The organism is Streptomyces sp. NPDC087859 (assembly GCF_044742595.1).
Classification (GTDB): Bacteria; Actinomycetota; Actinomycetes; order Streptomycetales; family Streptomycetaceae; genus Streptomyces; species Streptomyces canus_F.
In genome coordinates this window covers 1-14944 of record NZ_JBIUUU010000031.1, presented here as the reverse complement: position 1 = coordinate 14944, position 14944 = coordinate 1, and the positions used below count along the sequence as shown (strand labels likewise).

The window sequence follows — 14944 nt, the reverse complement described above, 5'->3', positions numbered from 1 at the left end:
TGTCGCATGGGTGCTCCTGGCGTGGGTGTTCGTGTCACGGGTGCTCGTTTGATGGGTGACGGGCGGTCAGTGGCCGCGGAAGACCGGGCTTCGCCGTTCGAGGAAGGCGGTGACGGCCTCGCGGTGGTCGTCGGTGGTGCCGAGCCGCCGCTGGACGACGGACTCGCGCTCCAGCGCCGCCGGCAGGGCGGTGGTGGCCGCCGACCGCAGCAGTGCCTTGGTCTCCCGGTGTGCGGCGGTGGGCCCGGCGGCCAGCGCGCGGGCCAGGGCGACGCCCTCGGCGGCTGCTGAGCCGTCCGCCACGACGCGGTGCACCAGCCCCCACTGCTCGGCGTCCCGCGCGGAGAAGGTGTCGCCGAGCAGCATGAGTCCGGCGGTGCGGGAGGGGCCCAGCTGTCGGGCCAGGGCGCGGGCCACCCCCGAGTCCGAGGCGAGGGCCACACCGCCGAACGCGGTGGCGAAGCGGGCGCCTTGGGCCGCCACCCGTACGTCGGCGCAGAGCGCGAGGCCCAGTCCGGCGCCGACACAGGAGCCCTCGACGGCGACGACGAGCGGGATCGGCAGCGCGTGCAGCTCCTTCACCAGCGGGTTGTAGTGGTCGGGGATGTTGGCGAAGGCGGTCGCGGGCGAGGTCTTCAGCAGGTGGGCGTGTTCCTTGAGGTCCTGGCCGACGCAGAAGTGCCGGCCGCGGGCGGTGATCAGGGCGGCCCGCACCTCGTGCCGGGCGTCCGTGGTCAGCCGTCGGGCGGCCATGAGGAGGGCGCCGCGCAGGTGTGCGTCGAGCGCGTTGCCGGTCGCCCGTCCGCGCAGTTCGATCACGGCCACGGCGTCGGTGACCTCGTACGACACTCCGTGGGATGCGGGGCTTTCGCTCGAAGCCCTGACTTTTTCGCTCACTGCCATTGGTAGAACCCCTGACCGGTTTTGCGGCCCAGCTCGCCGCGGGCGACCTTCTCCCGCAGCAGCCGCGGCGGCGCGAACCGTTCGCCGAGCGTCGAGTGCAGGTGATCCGCGATGGCGAGGCGTACGTCGAGTCCGACCACGTCCGTCAGCCGGAGCGGGCCCATCGGGTGCCGGTAGCCCAGGTGCATGGCCGTGTCGATGGCCTCCGGGTCGGCGACGCCTTCCTCGAGCATGCGGATCGCCTCAAGGCCGAGGGCGAGGCCGAGGCGGCTGCTGGCGAACCCGGGTGAGTCCTTGACGACGACGTCCTGTTTGCCGAGGGCGTGCGTCCAGCGGACCGCTGCGGCCCGGGTCGCTTCGGTCGTGTCGGGAGCCAGGACCAGTTCGACGAGGCCGGAGACGGGCACGGGGTTGAAGAAGTGCATCCCCAGGAACCGCCCGGGACGCCGCAGGACCGTCGCCAGTTCGGTGACGGAGAGGGAACTGGTGTTGCTGGCCAGCACGCATCCGTCGTGTACGACGTCCTCGGCGGCGGCGAGCAACTCGGCCTTGAGAGCCGCGACTTCAGGGACGGCCTCGACGATCAGGTCGGTGTGGTGGGGGAGTTCGGCGATCGAGGAGACGACGGCGACACGGTCCGGTGTGTCGGGGTCCGATGGTCCGGCGGGCGTCTCGCGCTCGGCCGCTTGCCGAAGTCCCTTGGTGATCCGTTCCATCGCGGCGGCGGCCGCGGAACCGTCGCGCTCCACGACGACCACGCGCGACCCGGCGGACGCGAAGGACTGGGCGATACCGGCCCCCATGCGACCGCCGCCGACGACCCCCACCACGGGGGGTGGTGTTGTTGCCGAGGTCATGCCCGGCCTCCCTTCTTCTCCAGGAAGCGCGTCATGCGCTCCTCCTTGTCCGGGCTCTCGAAGAGCACCGCCTGGGCGAGGTCGTCGGCCACGGGATGAGCCCCCGAGGCGTCGGTGACGAGCTTGGTGAGCCGCAGGGCGAGTGCCGAGGAGCGGGCCATCCGGTCGAGCAGCGCATGCGCCTCGGCGAGCAGGCGGTTGGTCGGTACGACGTCCATGACCAGCCCGCAGGCGAGTGCGGCCCGGGCGTCGAGGGTGCGTCCGGCGAGCAGGACCTGCTTGGCCACCGACTCGCCCACCAGTTCCGGCAGCCGCCAGCACGCACCGGCTGCGGCGAGGATGCCCAGGCCCGGTTCGGGGTTCCCGAACGCCGCGTCAGGCCCGGCGATCCTGAGGTCGCAGGCGTACGCCAACTCGGCGCCGCCGCCCAGCGCCCAGCCGGGCACCGCGGCCACGGTGGGCAGGGGCAGCCTGCGTACCCGCTCGAACAGGCGGCTGTTGATGCCCTCCAGTGCCTCGTCCCTGCCGCGCCGCCGCAGTTCGCCGATGTCGGCACCGCCGGCGAAGACCTGGCCGTGCCCGGTGAGCAGGAGCAGCTTCGGTGCGCGCTCCAACTCCTCGCATACGCGGTGTAGTTCGGCGACCATGCGACCGTTGACGGCATTGCGGGCGGCGGGCCGGCGCAGGGTGACGACCACCCGGTCCGTGTGCTCCTCGACCGACAGTGTCTCGTACGACGGTTCCTCGCGCGTGTTCACACGCGCTCCACGAGCATGGCCACGCCCTGTCCGACCCCGACGCAGAGGGTCGCAAGGCCCCGTCGGCCGCCCTCCCGTTCCAGTCGGCCCAGCAGGGTGAGCAGGATGCGGGTGCCGGAGCAGCCCAGGGGGTGGCCGAGGGCGATGGCGCCCCCGTCGGCGTTGACGCGGTCCGGGTCGAGCTTCAGCCGGTGCGTGACCGCGAGGGCCTGTGCGGCGAACGCCTCGTTGAGTTCGATCGCGTCGAGGTCGTCGGCTGTCCAGCCCGCCCGCTCCAGGGCCTTGGCGGTGGCCGGCACCGGGCCGAGTCCCATCAGACGGGGCTCGACCCCGGCCGAGGCGGCGGTGACGACCCGCGCCCGGGGAGTCAGCCCGTAGCGCTGCACGGCGGCGCTGCTCGCCACCACCAGGGCGGCGGCCCCGTCGGACAGCGGAGAGGAGTTGCCCGCGGTGACGATGCCGTCCTGCCGGAAGGAGGTGCGCAGGCCGCTCAGCTTCTCCAACGTCGTGGTCGGGCGCGGCCCTTCGTCCTCGGTCACCTCACCGTCCGCCACCGGTACCGGGATGATCTCCGCCGTGAAGCGGCCCGCCTCCCGCGCGGCCACGGCCCGGCGGTGACTGCGCAGCGCGTAGGCGTCCGCCTCCAGGCGGCTGATGCCGTCCAGGGCGGCGACCTCCTCCGCGGTCTCGCCCATCGACAAGGTCGTCGTCGCGGGGAAGCGGGGGTTGGTGAAGCGCCAGCCCAGCGAGGTGTCGTGGACGTCGCCGGGCCGGGCCCAGGGTGTGCCTGGCTTGGCCATCACCCATGGCGCACGGGTCATCGACTCGACCCCGCCCGCCACGACCAGCTCGGCCTCGCCCGCACGGATGGACTGCGCGGCGGAGGCGACGGCCGTGAGTCCCGAGGCGCACAGCCGGTTGACGGTGTATCCGGGCACGGTGTGCGGGAGTCCGGCCAGGAGTACGGCCATCCGTGCGACGTCGCGGTTGTCCTCCCCGGCCTGGTTCGCGGCCCCCAGGATCACTTCGTCCACGGAGTCGGCCGGGACCCCGGCGCGGCGCACGGCCTCGCCGACGACGAGCGCGGCCAGGTCGTCGGGGCGCACGGAGGCCAGCGCCCCGCCGTAACGGCCCTGCGGGGTACGGGCCCCGTCGATCAGATAGACCTCATCGGGCATCGGCGTGCTCCTCGTGCTCGTGCTCCTCGGCGGGGGCGTGGCGGCGGGACTGGAGGACGGCGAACCGGCCGGTGACGAACGCCGGGTCGGTCAATGTCGCGTTGGCCGCCGGGTTGGCCGACGTGCCGTGGAAGTCGCTGAAGGCGGCGGACTGGTTGGGGAACACCTCGCCGGTCAGGTTCTCCGACAGGTGCACCCCCGCCTCCAGAGCCGTGGCACGTGCCGCCGTCAGGACGTCGTCCCCGGTTGCGTACACGCAGGCGGTGAGGGCGCCGTGGCGCCGTACGGTGTCGTGCAGGACGCGCAGGGAGTGCGCCGTGTCGTCGGTGGCGATGACGAAGGAGACCGGACCGAACCACTCGCTCGTGTAGGTCTTCTCGTCGGCCTCGGCGTCGAGCCGGGCGACCAGCGGGGTGCGGACGACGGCGTCCGGGTGGTCGGGGTGCGTCACGGCCCGCGAGGGGTGGGCGGTACGGCCCAGGGCCGCGGCCTGCTCCAGACGCGCCAGGACCGAGCCGTTCACGATCGCGCCGAGGGTGGCGGCGGCACGGGACGGGTCGCTCAGGAGGTTGTCGAGGGCGGAGCCCAGATCGGCGGCGAACTCGGCGGCCGTACGCGGCCCTTGGTCGGTGGGAAACCCGTCGCGGGGCACCAGGATGTTCTGCGGGGTGGTGCACATCTGCCCGCTGTAGAGCGACAGCGAGAACGCGAGGTTGCGCAGCAGCCCGGCGTAGTCGTCCGTGGAGTCCACGACGACGGTGTTGAGACCCGCCTTCTCCGTGTGCACCACGGCCTGGCGGGCGTTGGTCTCCAGCCAGTCGCCGAACTCGCTGGAACCGGTGAAGTCCACGATCCGCACGTCGGGGTGGGTGGCCAGGGCGGGAGCGGTGCGCTCTTCGGGCCGTGAGGCGGCGAGCAGCACCACGTCGGGGTCGAAACCGGCCTCTGCCAGTACCTCACGGGCGATCCGCACGGTGATCGCCAGCGGCAGTACGGCCCGCCGGTGCGGTTTGACGATCACCGGGTTGCCCGTGACGAGGCTCGCGAAGAAGCCCGGATAGCCGTTCCAGGTGGGGAAGGTGTTGCAGGCGACGAGCACAGCCACGCCCCGGCCGACCGGGGTGTAGGTCTTGTCCATGACCAGCGGACCGCCGCGTCGCCGGGGCTTGCTCCAGCGAGCGGTGGCCGGATGGCGCCGCTGTGCCTCCCAGGCGTACGCCACCGCTTCGAGGCCGCGGTCCTGGGCGTGCGGGCCGCCCGCCTGGAAGGCCATCACGAAGGGCTGTCCGGTGGTGTGCTGGACGGCGTGTGCGATCTCGAAGCTCGCCGCGTTCAGACGGGTCAGGATCTCGGCCGCCACGCCGGCCCGGACGTCGGGGCTCGCCGAACGCCATTGCGGGGCTGCGGACTTGGCCGTCGCCACGGCGGCCTCGGGTGCCAGATGCGGGTAGCTGATGCCGAGCGGGAAGCCGTAGGGCGACATCTCCGTGGCGGGGACGGTGCCGGTGGTGGGGTGCCCGTCGAGCGGGAACGGGCGGTCCAGGAGGGCGCGGAAGGCCGCCTCGCCCGACTCCGGCGCTCCGGCTCCGTAAGCCGAGGTGCTGGGGATCTCCGGGTACGGCGTCCAGTAGCCGCGGTCGGTGGTGCGGGCCACGGCCTGTTCGAGCAGGTCCGCGTGGCGGGCGTAGAAGGGTGACATAACAGCTCCAGGCCGAACGTTCGGTCGGTTGGTGGGTGGAGTGCGCCCGGGCGTGAGGGCGACGAAAGGGGTCGGTCAGACGTCGGCGAGCAGGACGGCCGGGCGTTCCACGCAGTCGGCCACGAAGCGCAGGAAGCCGCCGGCGGTGCCGCCGTCGCAGACCCGGTGGTCGAAGCTGAACGACAGCTGCGTGACCTTGCGGACGGCCAGCTCGCCGTCCACCACCCAGGGTTTGTCGACGATGCGGCCCACGCCGAGGAGCGCCGCCTCCGGGTGGTTGATGATGGGCGTGGAGCCGTCGACGCCGAACACGCCGTAGTTGTTGAGGGTGAAGGTGCCTCCGGTCAGCCGGTCGGGCGGCAGGCTGCCGGTCCGGGCCAGCTCGGTCAACCGGGCGAGTTCCGCGGCCAGTTGAACCGTCGTCAGCCGGTGGGCGTCCCGCACGACGGGGACGACCAGGCCGCGGTCGGTCTGGGCGGCGAAGCCCAGGTGCACCTCGTCGAAGCGCAGGATCTCCCGGCGCTCGGTGTCGACGCTCGAGTTGAGCTCGGGGTAGCGGCGCAGACCGGCCACACAGATGCGGGCGAGCAGTGCCAGCAGTCCGACACGGCGGCCTGGTTCGGCGGCTTCCAGTGCCTTCTTGGCCTGGAGCAGGCCGGTCGCGTCCACGTCGACCCAGGTGGTGGCGTCGGGGATCTCGGTCCGGCTGCGCGCGAGCTTGTCCGCGACGGCTTTGCGGACGCCCCGCAGGGGGATGCGGACCGGACCGTCGGAGGCGGGCTGTGGGGCGGGTTCGGTCGAGGCCGGTGCCTGTCGAGCCGGCGCCTGTCGGGCGACGGCCTGCTCCACGTCCCGCCGCAGGACGACCCCGGCCGGACCCGACGGTGCCAGCGCGCCGAGGTCGATCCCGTGGTCCCGGGCCAGCCGCCGGACCAGGGGCGAGATGACGCGGGGAGCATGGGCCTCCGCGACAGGCACGGGTGCGGCCGCCTCCGTGACCGTCGCGGCCGCGGGCCTCACCGGTGCGGCGGCCGTACGTCGGCGGCGACGGCGCGGGGCCGGTTCGTGCCCGGTGCCGTAGCCGATCAGGACGTTGCCGGAACCGGCCTGTTCCTCCTCCCGGTACCGCTCGGCGGCGGTGTCCGGGACGGCCGGTTCCGGCGCATCGGGGGCCGCCGCTCCCACCGTGATCAGCGGTTCGCCCACCCCCAGCGGCGTTCCCGCCTCCGCGTGCAGCCGCAGCACCGTGCCCGCGTACGGCACCGGCACCTCGACCGCGGCCTTGGCGGTCTCCACCTCGACCACGATCTGGTCGATCGTCACGGTGTCGCCGACGGCCACCTTCCACTCGACGATCTCGGCGTCGGTGAGTCCTTCGCCGAGGTCGGGCAGCCGGAACAGCTGCTCGTTCAGGGTCGCGGTGGTCATCGGGTCTGTCCTTCGTGGATACCCCGGCCTTCAGGCCGGGGAGGAAACGAAGCTCCTGCGGAGCAGGGCAGGGGAAGCCGGTTCGCCGCCAGGGCGGACCGGCGTGCGCCGTCCACCGGGCGACACCCGCTGGCCACACGGAAGTTGATACGGTGTGAGGTGTGACGCGGCAGGTCAAGCGGGCGTTCAAGTACCGCTTCTACCCCACGATCGAGCAGGCGGCTGAGTTGTCGCGCACGTTCGGCTGTGTCCGCCTTGTCTACAACAAGGCGCTGGAGGAGCGCAGCCGGGCCTGGTGTGGCGAGCAGCGCCGGATCTCCTACGTGCAGTCCTCCGCCGCGCTCACGCAGTGGAAGAAGACCGAGGAACTGGCCTTCCTGGCCGAGGTGTCCTCGGTCCCGTTGCAGCAGGCGCTGCGCCATCTGCAGACGGCGTTCGGGAACTTCTTCGCCAAACGCGCCAAGTACCCGCGGTACAAGTCGCGCAAGAAGTCGCGTGCGTCGGCCGAGTACACCCGCAGCGCCTTCACCTGGCGCAACGGACAGCTGACTTTGGCGAAGATGGCCGAGCCGTTGGATATCCGCTGGTCGCGTCCGCTGCCCGAGGGCACGGAGCCGACCACGGTGACGGTGTCCCGGGATGTGGCGGGCCGCTGGTTCGTGTCCCTGCTGTGCGAGGACAGCATCGCCCCGGCCCCGACAACCACGAATACGGTGGGCCTGGACGCCGGGATCACCTCCCTGGTGACCTTGTCCACCGGCGAGAAGGTCGCCAACCCGCGGCACGAGCGCCGTGACCGCGCCCGCCTGGCGAAAGCACAGCGGAAGCTGTCGCGGAAGGCCAAGGGCTCCCACAACCGGGAGAAGGCCCGCCGGAAGGTGGCCCGTGTGCATGGGCGGATCGCCGACCGGCGCCGGGATTTCCTGCACAAGCTGTCGACTCGACTCGTCCGCGAGAATCAAACGGTCGTGATCGAGGACCTGAGTGTCCGCAACCTGCTGAAGAACGGCACGCTCGCACGCGCCATCAGTGATGCGGCCTGGACGGACCTGCGCATGATGCTGGAGTACAAGTGCGCCTGGTACGGGCGTGAGCTCGTGGTGATCGACCGCTTCTTCCCCAGCAGCAAGTTGTGCGGGGCGTGCGGGACGGTCGCGGCGAAGCTGCCGCTGCACGTCCGCGTGTGGACGTGCGCCTGTAGCGCGGTGCATGACCGCGATGTGAACGCGGCACGCAATATCCTGGCCGCCGGGCTGGCGGCGTCTGCCTGTGGAGACGGTGTAAGACCTCAACGGGAGTCCTCCCGGACGGGGCAGTCGTTGGTGAAGCAGGAACCCCAGCGGGCGACCGCTGGAATCCCCCGCCTCTAGGCGGGAGAGGAAGTCAAGCGACCGCTCCCTTCGACAGGTGCCGGGGGTCGGGCTCGTCGGCGAACTGCAGGCGGTCGACGGCGTCGAGGATCCGGTCGACGCCGGGCAGGTGCGCGTGCTCCAGCTTCGGCGGCGGATACGGGATGTCGAAGCCGGCCACCCGCAGGACGGGCGCGGCGAGCGAGTGGAAGCAGCGCTCCTGCACGCGCGCGGCGATCTCGGCGCCCACCCCCGCGAAGCCCTGGGCCTCCTGCACGACCACGCAGCGCCCGGTCCTGCGCACCGACTCCGTGACCGTCTCGTCGTCGAAGGGCACCAGCGTGCGCAGGTCCACGACCTCCAGCTCGACCCCGTCCGCGGCGGCTGCCTCGGCGGCGGCCAGCGCGACCGGGACCGAGGGGCCATAGGCGACGACGGTGGCGTCACGCCCCGCTCGCCGGATCGCCGCCCGCCCGAACGGCAGCGCCCCGCGCGTGTGGAGGTCGGTGTCCTCGCGCGACCAGTACAGCTTCTTCGGCTCCAGGAACACCACCGGGTCGGGGTCCGCCACCGCGTCCCGCAGCAGCCAGTACGCGTCCTCGGCGGTGGCCGGGGTGACGACCTTGAGGCCGGGCGTGTGCGCGTAGTAGGCCTCGCTGGAGTCGCAGTGGTGCTCGACTCCGCCGATCCCGCCGGCGTAGGGGATGCGGATCACCATCGGCAGGCCGATCCGTCCGCGGGTGCGGTTGCGCGTCTTGGCGACGTGCGAGGCGATCTGCTCGAACGCCGGATAGGCGAACGCGTCGAACTGCATCTCCACCACGGGCCGGAAGCCGCCCATCGCCATGCCGACCGCCAGGCCGACGATGCCGGCCTCCGCGAGCGGGGTGTCGAAGCAGCGCTGCTCGCCGAAGTCGCGGGTCAGCCCGTCGGTGATGCGGAACACCCCGCCGAGCGGACCGACGTCCTCACCGAAGACGAGGACCCGTTCGTCCTCGTGCAGCGCGTCGCGCAGAGCGGTGTTGAGCGCCTGCGCCATCGTGACCTTGGCCATGGTCGTCAGTCCTCCTGGGCCTGGGCGGATTCGGCGAGTTCGGCCGCCAACTGGGCTCGCTGCTCGCGCAGTTGTGGGGTGGGATCGGCGTAGACGTGGTCGAACAGCTCCAGCGGTTCCAGCACCGAGTCCGCGTTCATGCAGGCGCGCACCCGCGCCGCCAGTTCCTCGGCCTCCTCCCGCAAGGCCGCCACGTCCTCGTCGGTGAGCGCGCCGCGCGAGCGCAGGTATGTCTCCAGCCGGTCGAGGGGGTCGGCGGACCGCCACTGCTCGACCTCGTCGTCCTCCCGGTAGCGGGTGGCGTCGTCGGCGTTGGTGTGCGCGTCCATGCGGTAGGTGTGCGCCTCGACCAGGACGGGACCGTGTCCTGCCCGGGCGTGCTCCACGGCCGCGGTCAGCACCGACAGCACCGCGACCAGGTCGTTGCCGTCGACCTGCTCCGAGCGCACCCCGTAGCCGATGCCCTTGTAGGCCAGGGCGGGCGCCGCGGTCTGCCGGGCCAGCGGCACCGAGATCGCGTACTTGTTGTTCTGCACGAAGAAGACGACCGGGGCGCGGAAGACGGCGGCGAAGTTCAGCGCCTCGTGGAAGTCTCCCTCACTGGTCGCACCGTCCCCGACGAGCGCCATCGCCACACCGTCCTCGCCCTTGCGGCGCAGGGACTCGGCCATGCCGACGGCGTGCAGCACCTGGGTGGCCAGCGGGGTGCACTGAGGGGCGGTACGGGTGGCGGCGGGGTCGTAGCCGCAGTGCCAGTCGCCGCGCAGCAGCGTGAGCACCTCGGCGGGGTCGATGCCGCGGGTCACCAGGGCCACGGAGTCGCGGTAGGTCGGGAACAGCCAGTCGTCGGGGCGCAGCGCGAGCACGGCGCCGATCTGGCACGCCTCCTGGCCGCGGCTGGACGGGTAGACGGCGAGGCGGCCCTGCTTGGTGAGGGCGGTTGCCTGGGTGTCGAACCGGCGGCCCAGGACCATCCGACGCCAGGCCGCGAGCAGGGCTTCGACGGGAGGTTCGCCGTACTCGGCCGGGGGCCTGGCGACCGGGGTGCCGTCCTCGGCCACGAACCGCACCGGCGACAGGGACGGCAGGAGGCCCTGGACGGTCTGGCGGAGGCTCTTCACGGACATGGAGGGCACTCGCTTTCTCTGGACACTTGACAGGAGAATGGTGGCCGTAGCGGAATATGTGTTCAATAGCTCGGCTGAACCGGCGACGAACTGCCGGACATCAGGGTCTGGGAGGACAAAGTGTCCGAGGAAAACTCGCTGCCGGGGGCCGCGCCCGGACGAACTGCCGTCCCGCTCGACGACATCGACCGGGAGATCCTGAGCAGGCTCCTCCAGGACGGCCGGATCTCGGTCCGCGCCCTCGCCGAGCAGGTGCACATCTCCCGGGCCAACGCCTACACCCGCATCGGCCGGCTCGTCGCCGAGGACGTCATCACCGGCTTCACCGCGCAGCTCAACCCCCCGCGGGCGGGCCTGGGTACGAGCGCCTACGTGACGCTGGCCACCGACCAGAACGCCTGGCGCGAAATCTCGCGCGAACTGCGCGAGATCCCCTACGTGGAACACGTCGCCCTCGTCACGGGCGACTTCGACGTACTGGTGCTGGTGCGGGCGCCGGACAACCTGGCGCTGCGCCAGGTGGTGCTGGAGAGCATCCAGGCGGTGCCGGGCGTGCGCTCCACCCGCACCTGGCTCGTCTTCGACGAGGTGCGCGGGCGCGGCGCCACCTGGACGGCCTGAGAACCCGCGGTCATACGTCCATCAGCGCGGCGGCGACCTCGAACCCGGCCGGTGCCGGGACGGGAGCGGCCTGCGGCGCGTGCCGCCGGGAGCGCACCACGCGGAACCGGCCGGTGACGAAGTGGGCGCCGGAGCCCGGCAGTTCGGCGAGGGCCGAGGACGGGTCGGCGGGCAGGTCGTCGAGGTTCTCCACCAGATGCACCCCGGCGTCCAGCGCCGCCGTCCCGGCCGCCGCCAGCACCAGCGGGTCGGTGGAGTGCACCGAGGCGTACAACGCGCCGTGCCGCGCCACGGTACGGCGCAGCAGAGCGAGGCTGTGCGAGGTCGAGTCGGTGCCCACCAGGAAGGAGACGAGCCCGGGCCACTCGCGCGTGTAGACGCGGTCGTCGCAGGCGCGCAGCCGGACCAGCAGGGGGCTGCGCAGGTCGGCGTACGGGTGGTCGGGGTGGGCCACGGGGCCGGAGGCATGCAGGACCGGGCCGTACCGTGCGGCCTCCGCCAGGGCGCCGCGCACCTCCTCGGCGGTGACCGCGCCCAGCAACCGTGCCACGCGGGCGGGATGGCCGAGCAGCCGGTCCACTGCGTCGCCGAGGTCGGCCCCGAGGTCCCGCAGCGTCTTGTGCCCCTCGTCGGTGCCGAAGCCCCCCTCCGGAACCAGAATGTTCTGCGGCGTGGTGCGCACGGTCCCGGTGCACCGGCACGAGGCGAGGGCGAGCCCCCGGACCAGGCCCCGGTAGTCGTCGGTCGAGTCCACGACCACCGTGTTCAGTCCGGTCCGGTTGGCGAACACGGCGGCCTGGCGGGCGTGTTGCTCCAGCCAGTCGGCGAAAGGCGCGGAGCCCGTGTAGTCGACGATGCGCACCGCCGGGTCCGCGGCCAGCCGCCGGTGCACCTGCCGCTCCGGTTCCGCCACCGCCAGGGTCACGAGGTCGGGGGAGTGACCGGCCTCCGCCAGCACCTGCCGGGCGACCCGTACCGTGATCGCCAGCGGCAGCACCGAGCGCGGGTGCGGAGCGACGACGACCGGGTTTCCGGTCACCAGACTGGCGAAGAGGCCCGGATAGCCGTTCCACAGCGGGAAGTCGGGACAGCCGACGAGCAGCGACACCCCGCGGGGCACCAGGGCGCAGGTGCCCTCCAGCGGTTGCCCGCCCCGTTCGCCACTCGGCCAGCGCAGGCCGGCCGGGACGCGCTCCGACTCGGCGAAGGCAAGCGCCACCGCCTCCAGGGCACGGTCCTGGGCGCGCGGCCCGGCGGCGCGCAGGGCTCCCTGGAGGGGCTGGCCCGTCGTGTGGTGCACCGCGAGGGCCAGCTCGTGGCTGCGGGTGTTGAGCCGGCGCAGGATCTCCACGGCGAGTCCGGCGCGCTGGTACGGTCCGGCGGCCCGCCAGCCGGCCGCCGCCCGTCCGGCCGCCGCGACCAGCTCCGCGGGATCGCAGCGCGGGTGGTCGATGGCCAGAGCGAGGCCGTAGGGCGACGACTCCGTTCTCACCCGGCCGAGTTCACCGGGCTGCCCCAGCTCGAACGGCCGCCCGAGCAGCGAGCGGAACACCTTCCCCGCGGTGCGGGTCGACCTCATGCCCGCGTCGGCCGCGTCCTGGCCGGTCGCCTCGGTGAAAGGGCGACGGCACTCACCGGCGGCGATCGCGCGAACGACGCTCTGCAGCAGCTCGCGGTGCCTTTCGTAGGGACTGGGGCGCATGGCCGTCAGCCCTGCCGGCTCGCCGCGAGCGCGAGGAAGACGTCGTTCTCCTCCGGCAGCCCGATCGTCACCCGGACGCCCTCGCCGGGGAACGGGCGCACCATGACCTTCCCCTCGGCGCAGTGCCGGGCGAAGTCCGCGCTGTCCTCGCCGAGCGGCAGCCAGACGAAGTTGGCCCGGGAGTCGGGCACATCATGGCCCAGCGCCCGCAACCGTCCGGTGACACGGTCGCGTTCGGCGACCGTGAGGGCGGCCCGCCGGGCGACCTCCACGCCCTCACCGAGGGCGATCACGGCGGCCCGCTGCGCGAGCGCGCTGACACTGAACGGCACCTGCGTCCGGCGCACTTGCGCCGCGATCCCGGGCGGCGCGACACAGTAGCCGACGCGCAGCCCCGCCAGACCGTACGCCTTCGAGAAGGTCCGCAGCACCGCGACGTTCGGCCGGTCGCCGAGGAGGGCGAGACCGTCGGGGACCAGGGCGGGATCGGCGTACTCCCGGTAGGCCTCGTCGACGACGATCAGCACGTCCCGCGGCACCCGGTCCGCGAAGTCGGCCAGCGCTCGCGCGCCGACCGCCGTGGAGGTCGGGTTGTTGGGGTTGCACACGAAGACCAGCCGGGTCCGGGGGGTGATCGCCGCGGCCATGGCATCGAGGTCGAGGGCGTGGTCGCGCAGCGGCACCCGCACCGCCGTACCGCCCGCCACGGCGGTGAGGATCGGGTACGCCTCGAACGAACGCCAGCCGAAGACGACCTCGTCACCGGGCCCGACGACGGTATGGAGCAACTGCCCGCACACCTCGGAGGAACCGGCGCCCACCGCGATCCGGTCCGGCTCGACCCCGTGCTGCGCCGCCAGGGCCTCGATCAGCGAGGCGGCGTGCAGATCGGGATACCGAGAGACGCCGCCCACCGCCTCCGCGAGGGCTTCGGCCACCCCGGGCAGCAGCCCGTACGGGGACTCGTTGCTGGCCAGCACGACGGCGCCGGGCAGTTTACGGCCCGGGACGTAGGCGGGCAGCTGGGACAGGGACGCGCGGACACGCACCATGCTGGTCTCGCTTCTGCAGCGCTGGGACCCGAGGCCTGGCCGTCGGGCACTTGACAGGGCACATCGTGAAGAGCGGACGACATGTGCTCAACCGTTTGGGAAATTCGGCTACGAATCGCCGAAATCCACGTCGCGGGTCGGCAAACCGTCTCGCGGCGAGCCCTGCCGGACCTTTGGTACGAGACGGACGGCGCGCTCTCCCCGCACCCTGGGCCGCCTCCTTGATCACGGGACGGACACAGCGGGCCGTCGAAGCCCCCGCCGCGGCCGGGGCGACAGCAGACTGCTCGCCGCCCGAGCCACGCGACGTCCGCGGCCCGCCCCGCTCCGATCGAGGGAAACCATGCACAGCACCCAGAACCGTCTCCACCACGCAGCCCTGACGGCGGGCGCGGCGGTCCTCGCGTTGCTCGCCACCGGCTGCTCGACAGCGTCCGCCGGCGCGCAGACCGGCGGCTGCCGCGACAACGGAGACTGGTCGGGTCGGCAACAGGCGGCCTGGCTGCGGAAAGCGGTCGCCTTCCACGGGACGACCGAGGAGGCCGGCCCGTTGTACCAGGGCGCGGCGGTCGTCGTCCGCGCCCAGCACTCGGGCGATGAACGGCCGTTGTGCCGACCGCTCGCCGTGCAGGTCCAGTTCTGGACCCTCACGGCCACCGCGACGGGGACGGAGACGGCGTCCGTCATGCGCTACCGGCTGTCCGCGGACGGCAGCAGGACCCGTACGGTCGGTTTCCCCGCCGCACTTCCCACCGGACAGGACGGCGCCTGCACCCGGGTCCTCGTGGCGGCGTACGCGGGCGCACCACTGAGCGACCGCGAACTGCCGCAAAAGACGCGGGACCTGGCCACCGCCGGGGAGGCGGACATACGGTTCAGGACGCAGCGGATCGGCGCGTACCGGCTGCTCCCGCCGCAGGATCCCGCACCATGCGACGCGGACCGGTCGGCCCCGAGCCCCTCGCCCACCAGGTCGGAGACCTGGGACATCTACCACCCGTGACGTGGCCACGGCCGGTTGGTCGACCGCAACCACGTTCAGCTGTGGGCGTGTGATCCGCTGGGACGGCTCTCATCGGTCCCGACCGGAAGGAGAGGGGGCCTGATGGCGCCTGGGCGGACCGGGGGGGGTGCCCCTATGTCTTTGGTCAAGGTGGTCGGGTCGGTGTCTGGTGGGTCTGGCAGTGTGGCTGTCGTGAGTGATGACGTGTCTGTT

Annotated in this window: 13 protein-coding genes; 3 read left to right on the top strand and 10 right to left on the bottom strand. The window is 72.6% G+C overall.

Going from position 1 to position 14944, the window contains the following annotated elements:
• Positions 1-66: 66 nt before the first annotated feature.
• The 6 genes from ACIOHP_RS46535 to ACIOHP_RS46510 all read right to left on the bottom strand — a co-directional run bounded on the left by ACIOHP_RS46535 (position 67) and on the right by ACIOHP_RS46510 (position 6823).
• Positions 67-849, bottom strand: coding sequence for an enoyl-CoA hydratase/isomerase family protein (locus tag ACIOHP_RS46535; RefSeq protein ID WP_401897414.1), 783 nt, complete (start codon positions 847-849; stop codon positions 67-69).
• Positions 850-893: 44 nt separating this feature from the next.
• Positions 894-1760: a 3-hydroxyacyl-CoA dehydrogenase family protein gene (locus tag ACIOHP_RS46530; RefSeq protein ID WP_401897412.1), complete on the bottom strand. Its 867-nt coding sequence runs from the start codon at positions 1758-1760 to the stop codon at positions 894-896.
• On the bottom strand, positions 1757-2518 hold the full coding sequence (locus ACIOHP_RS46525; protein ID WP_401897409.1) for an enoyl-CoA hydratase/isomerase family protein: 762 nt from the start codon (positions 2516-2518) through the stop codon (positions 1757-1759). The genes ACIOHP_RS46530 and ACIOHP_RS46525 overlap by 4 nt, the downstream gene beginning before the upstream one ends.
• Positions 2515-3696, bottom strand: a complete 1182-nt coding sequence (locus tag ACIOHP_RS46520; protein WP_401897407.1) for a thiolase family protein — start codon at positions 3694-3696, stop codon at positions 2515-2517. The genes ACIOHP_RS46525 and ACIOHP_RS46520 overlap by 4 nt, the downstream gene beginning before the upstream one ends.
• Positions 3686-5395 carry a phenylacetic acid degradation protein PaaN gene (gene paaN / locus ACIOHP_RS46515; protein ID WP_401897406.1) on the bottom strand — a complete coding sequence of 570 codons (1710 nt, stop codon included), beginning with the start codon at positions 5393-5395 and terminating at the stop codon, positions 3686-3688. The genes ACIOHP_RS46520 and paaN overlap by 11 nt, the downstream gene beginning before the upstream one ends.
• A 75-nt stretch (positions 5396-5470) precedes the next feature.
• Entirely contained in the window at positions 5471-6823 is a 1353-nt protein-coding gene (locus ACIOHP_RS46510) for a dihydrolipoamide acetyltransferase family protein (RefSeq protein ID WP_401897404.1), read from the bottom strand.
• 161 nt (positions 6824-6984) lie between these two features.
• On the opposite strand from ACIOHP_RS46510, the gene ACIOHP_RS46505 reads away from it, so the two are divergent.
• Positions 6985-8193, top strand: coding sequence for an RNA-guided endonuclease InsQ/TnpB family protein (locus ACIOHP_RS46505; protein ID WP_401897401.1), 1209 nt, complete (start codon positions 6985-6987; stop codon positions 8191-8193).
• Between the two features lie 13 nt (positions 8194-8206).
• Here ACIOHP_RS46505 and ACIOHP_RS46500 read toward each other — a convergent pair whose 3' ends face one another.
• Together ACIOHP_RS46500 and pdhA are read right to left on the bottom strand one after the other, a co-directional pair.
• A complete protein-coding gene (locus ACIOHP_RS46500; RefSeq protein ID WP_401897399.1) occupies positions 8207-9226 on the bottom strand; it encodes an alpha-ketoacid dehydrogenase subunit beta in 1020 nt (339 codons plus the stop codon).
• Between the two features lie 5 nt (positions 9227-9231).
• Entirely contained in the window at positions 9232-10353 is a 1122-nt protein-coding gene (gene pdhA / locus ACIOHP_RS46495) for a pyruvate dehydrogenase (acetyl-transferring) E1 component subunit alpha (protein WP_401897397.1), read from the bottom strand.
• Between the two features lie 120 nt (positions 10354-10473).
• Here pdhA and ACIOHP_RS46490 point away from each other — a divergent pair, with 120 nt between their 5' ends.
• On the top strand, positions 10474-10974 hold the full coding sequence (locus ACIOHP_RS46490; protein WP_401897396.1) for an Lrp/AsnC family transcriptional regulator: 501 nt from the start codon (positions 10474-10476) through the stop codon (positions 10972-10974).
• 10 nt (positions 10975-10984) lie between these two features.
• On the opposite strand, the gene ACIOHP_RS46485 is transcribed toward ACIOHP_RS46490, so the two are convergent.
• On the bottom strand, positions 10985-12676 hold the full coding sequence (locus ACIOHP_RS46485) for an aldehyde dehydrogenase family protein (protein ID WP_401897394.1): 1692 nt from the start codon (positions 12674-12676) through the stop codon (positions 10985-10987).
• A gap of 5 nt (positions 12677-12681) precedes the next feature.
• Complete coding sequence (gene hisC / locus ACIOHP_RS46480) at positions 12682-13728, bottom strand: histidinol-phosphate transaminase (protein WP_401897391.1); 1047 nt, start codon at positions 13726-13728, stop codon at positions 12682-12684.
• Between the two features lie 343 nt (positions 13729-14071).
• Between hisC and ACIOHP_RS46475 the strand changes: the two genes are divergently transcribed.
• A complete protein-coding gene (locus ACIOHP_RS46475; protein ID WP_401897388.1) occupies positions 14072-14731 on the top strand; it encodes a hypothetical protein in 660 nt (219 codons plus the stop codon).
• Positions 14732-14944: the final 213 nt, after the last annotated feature.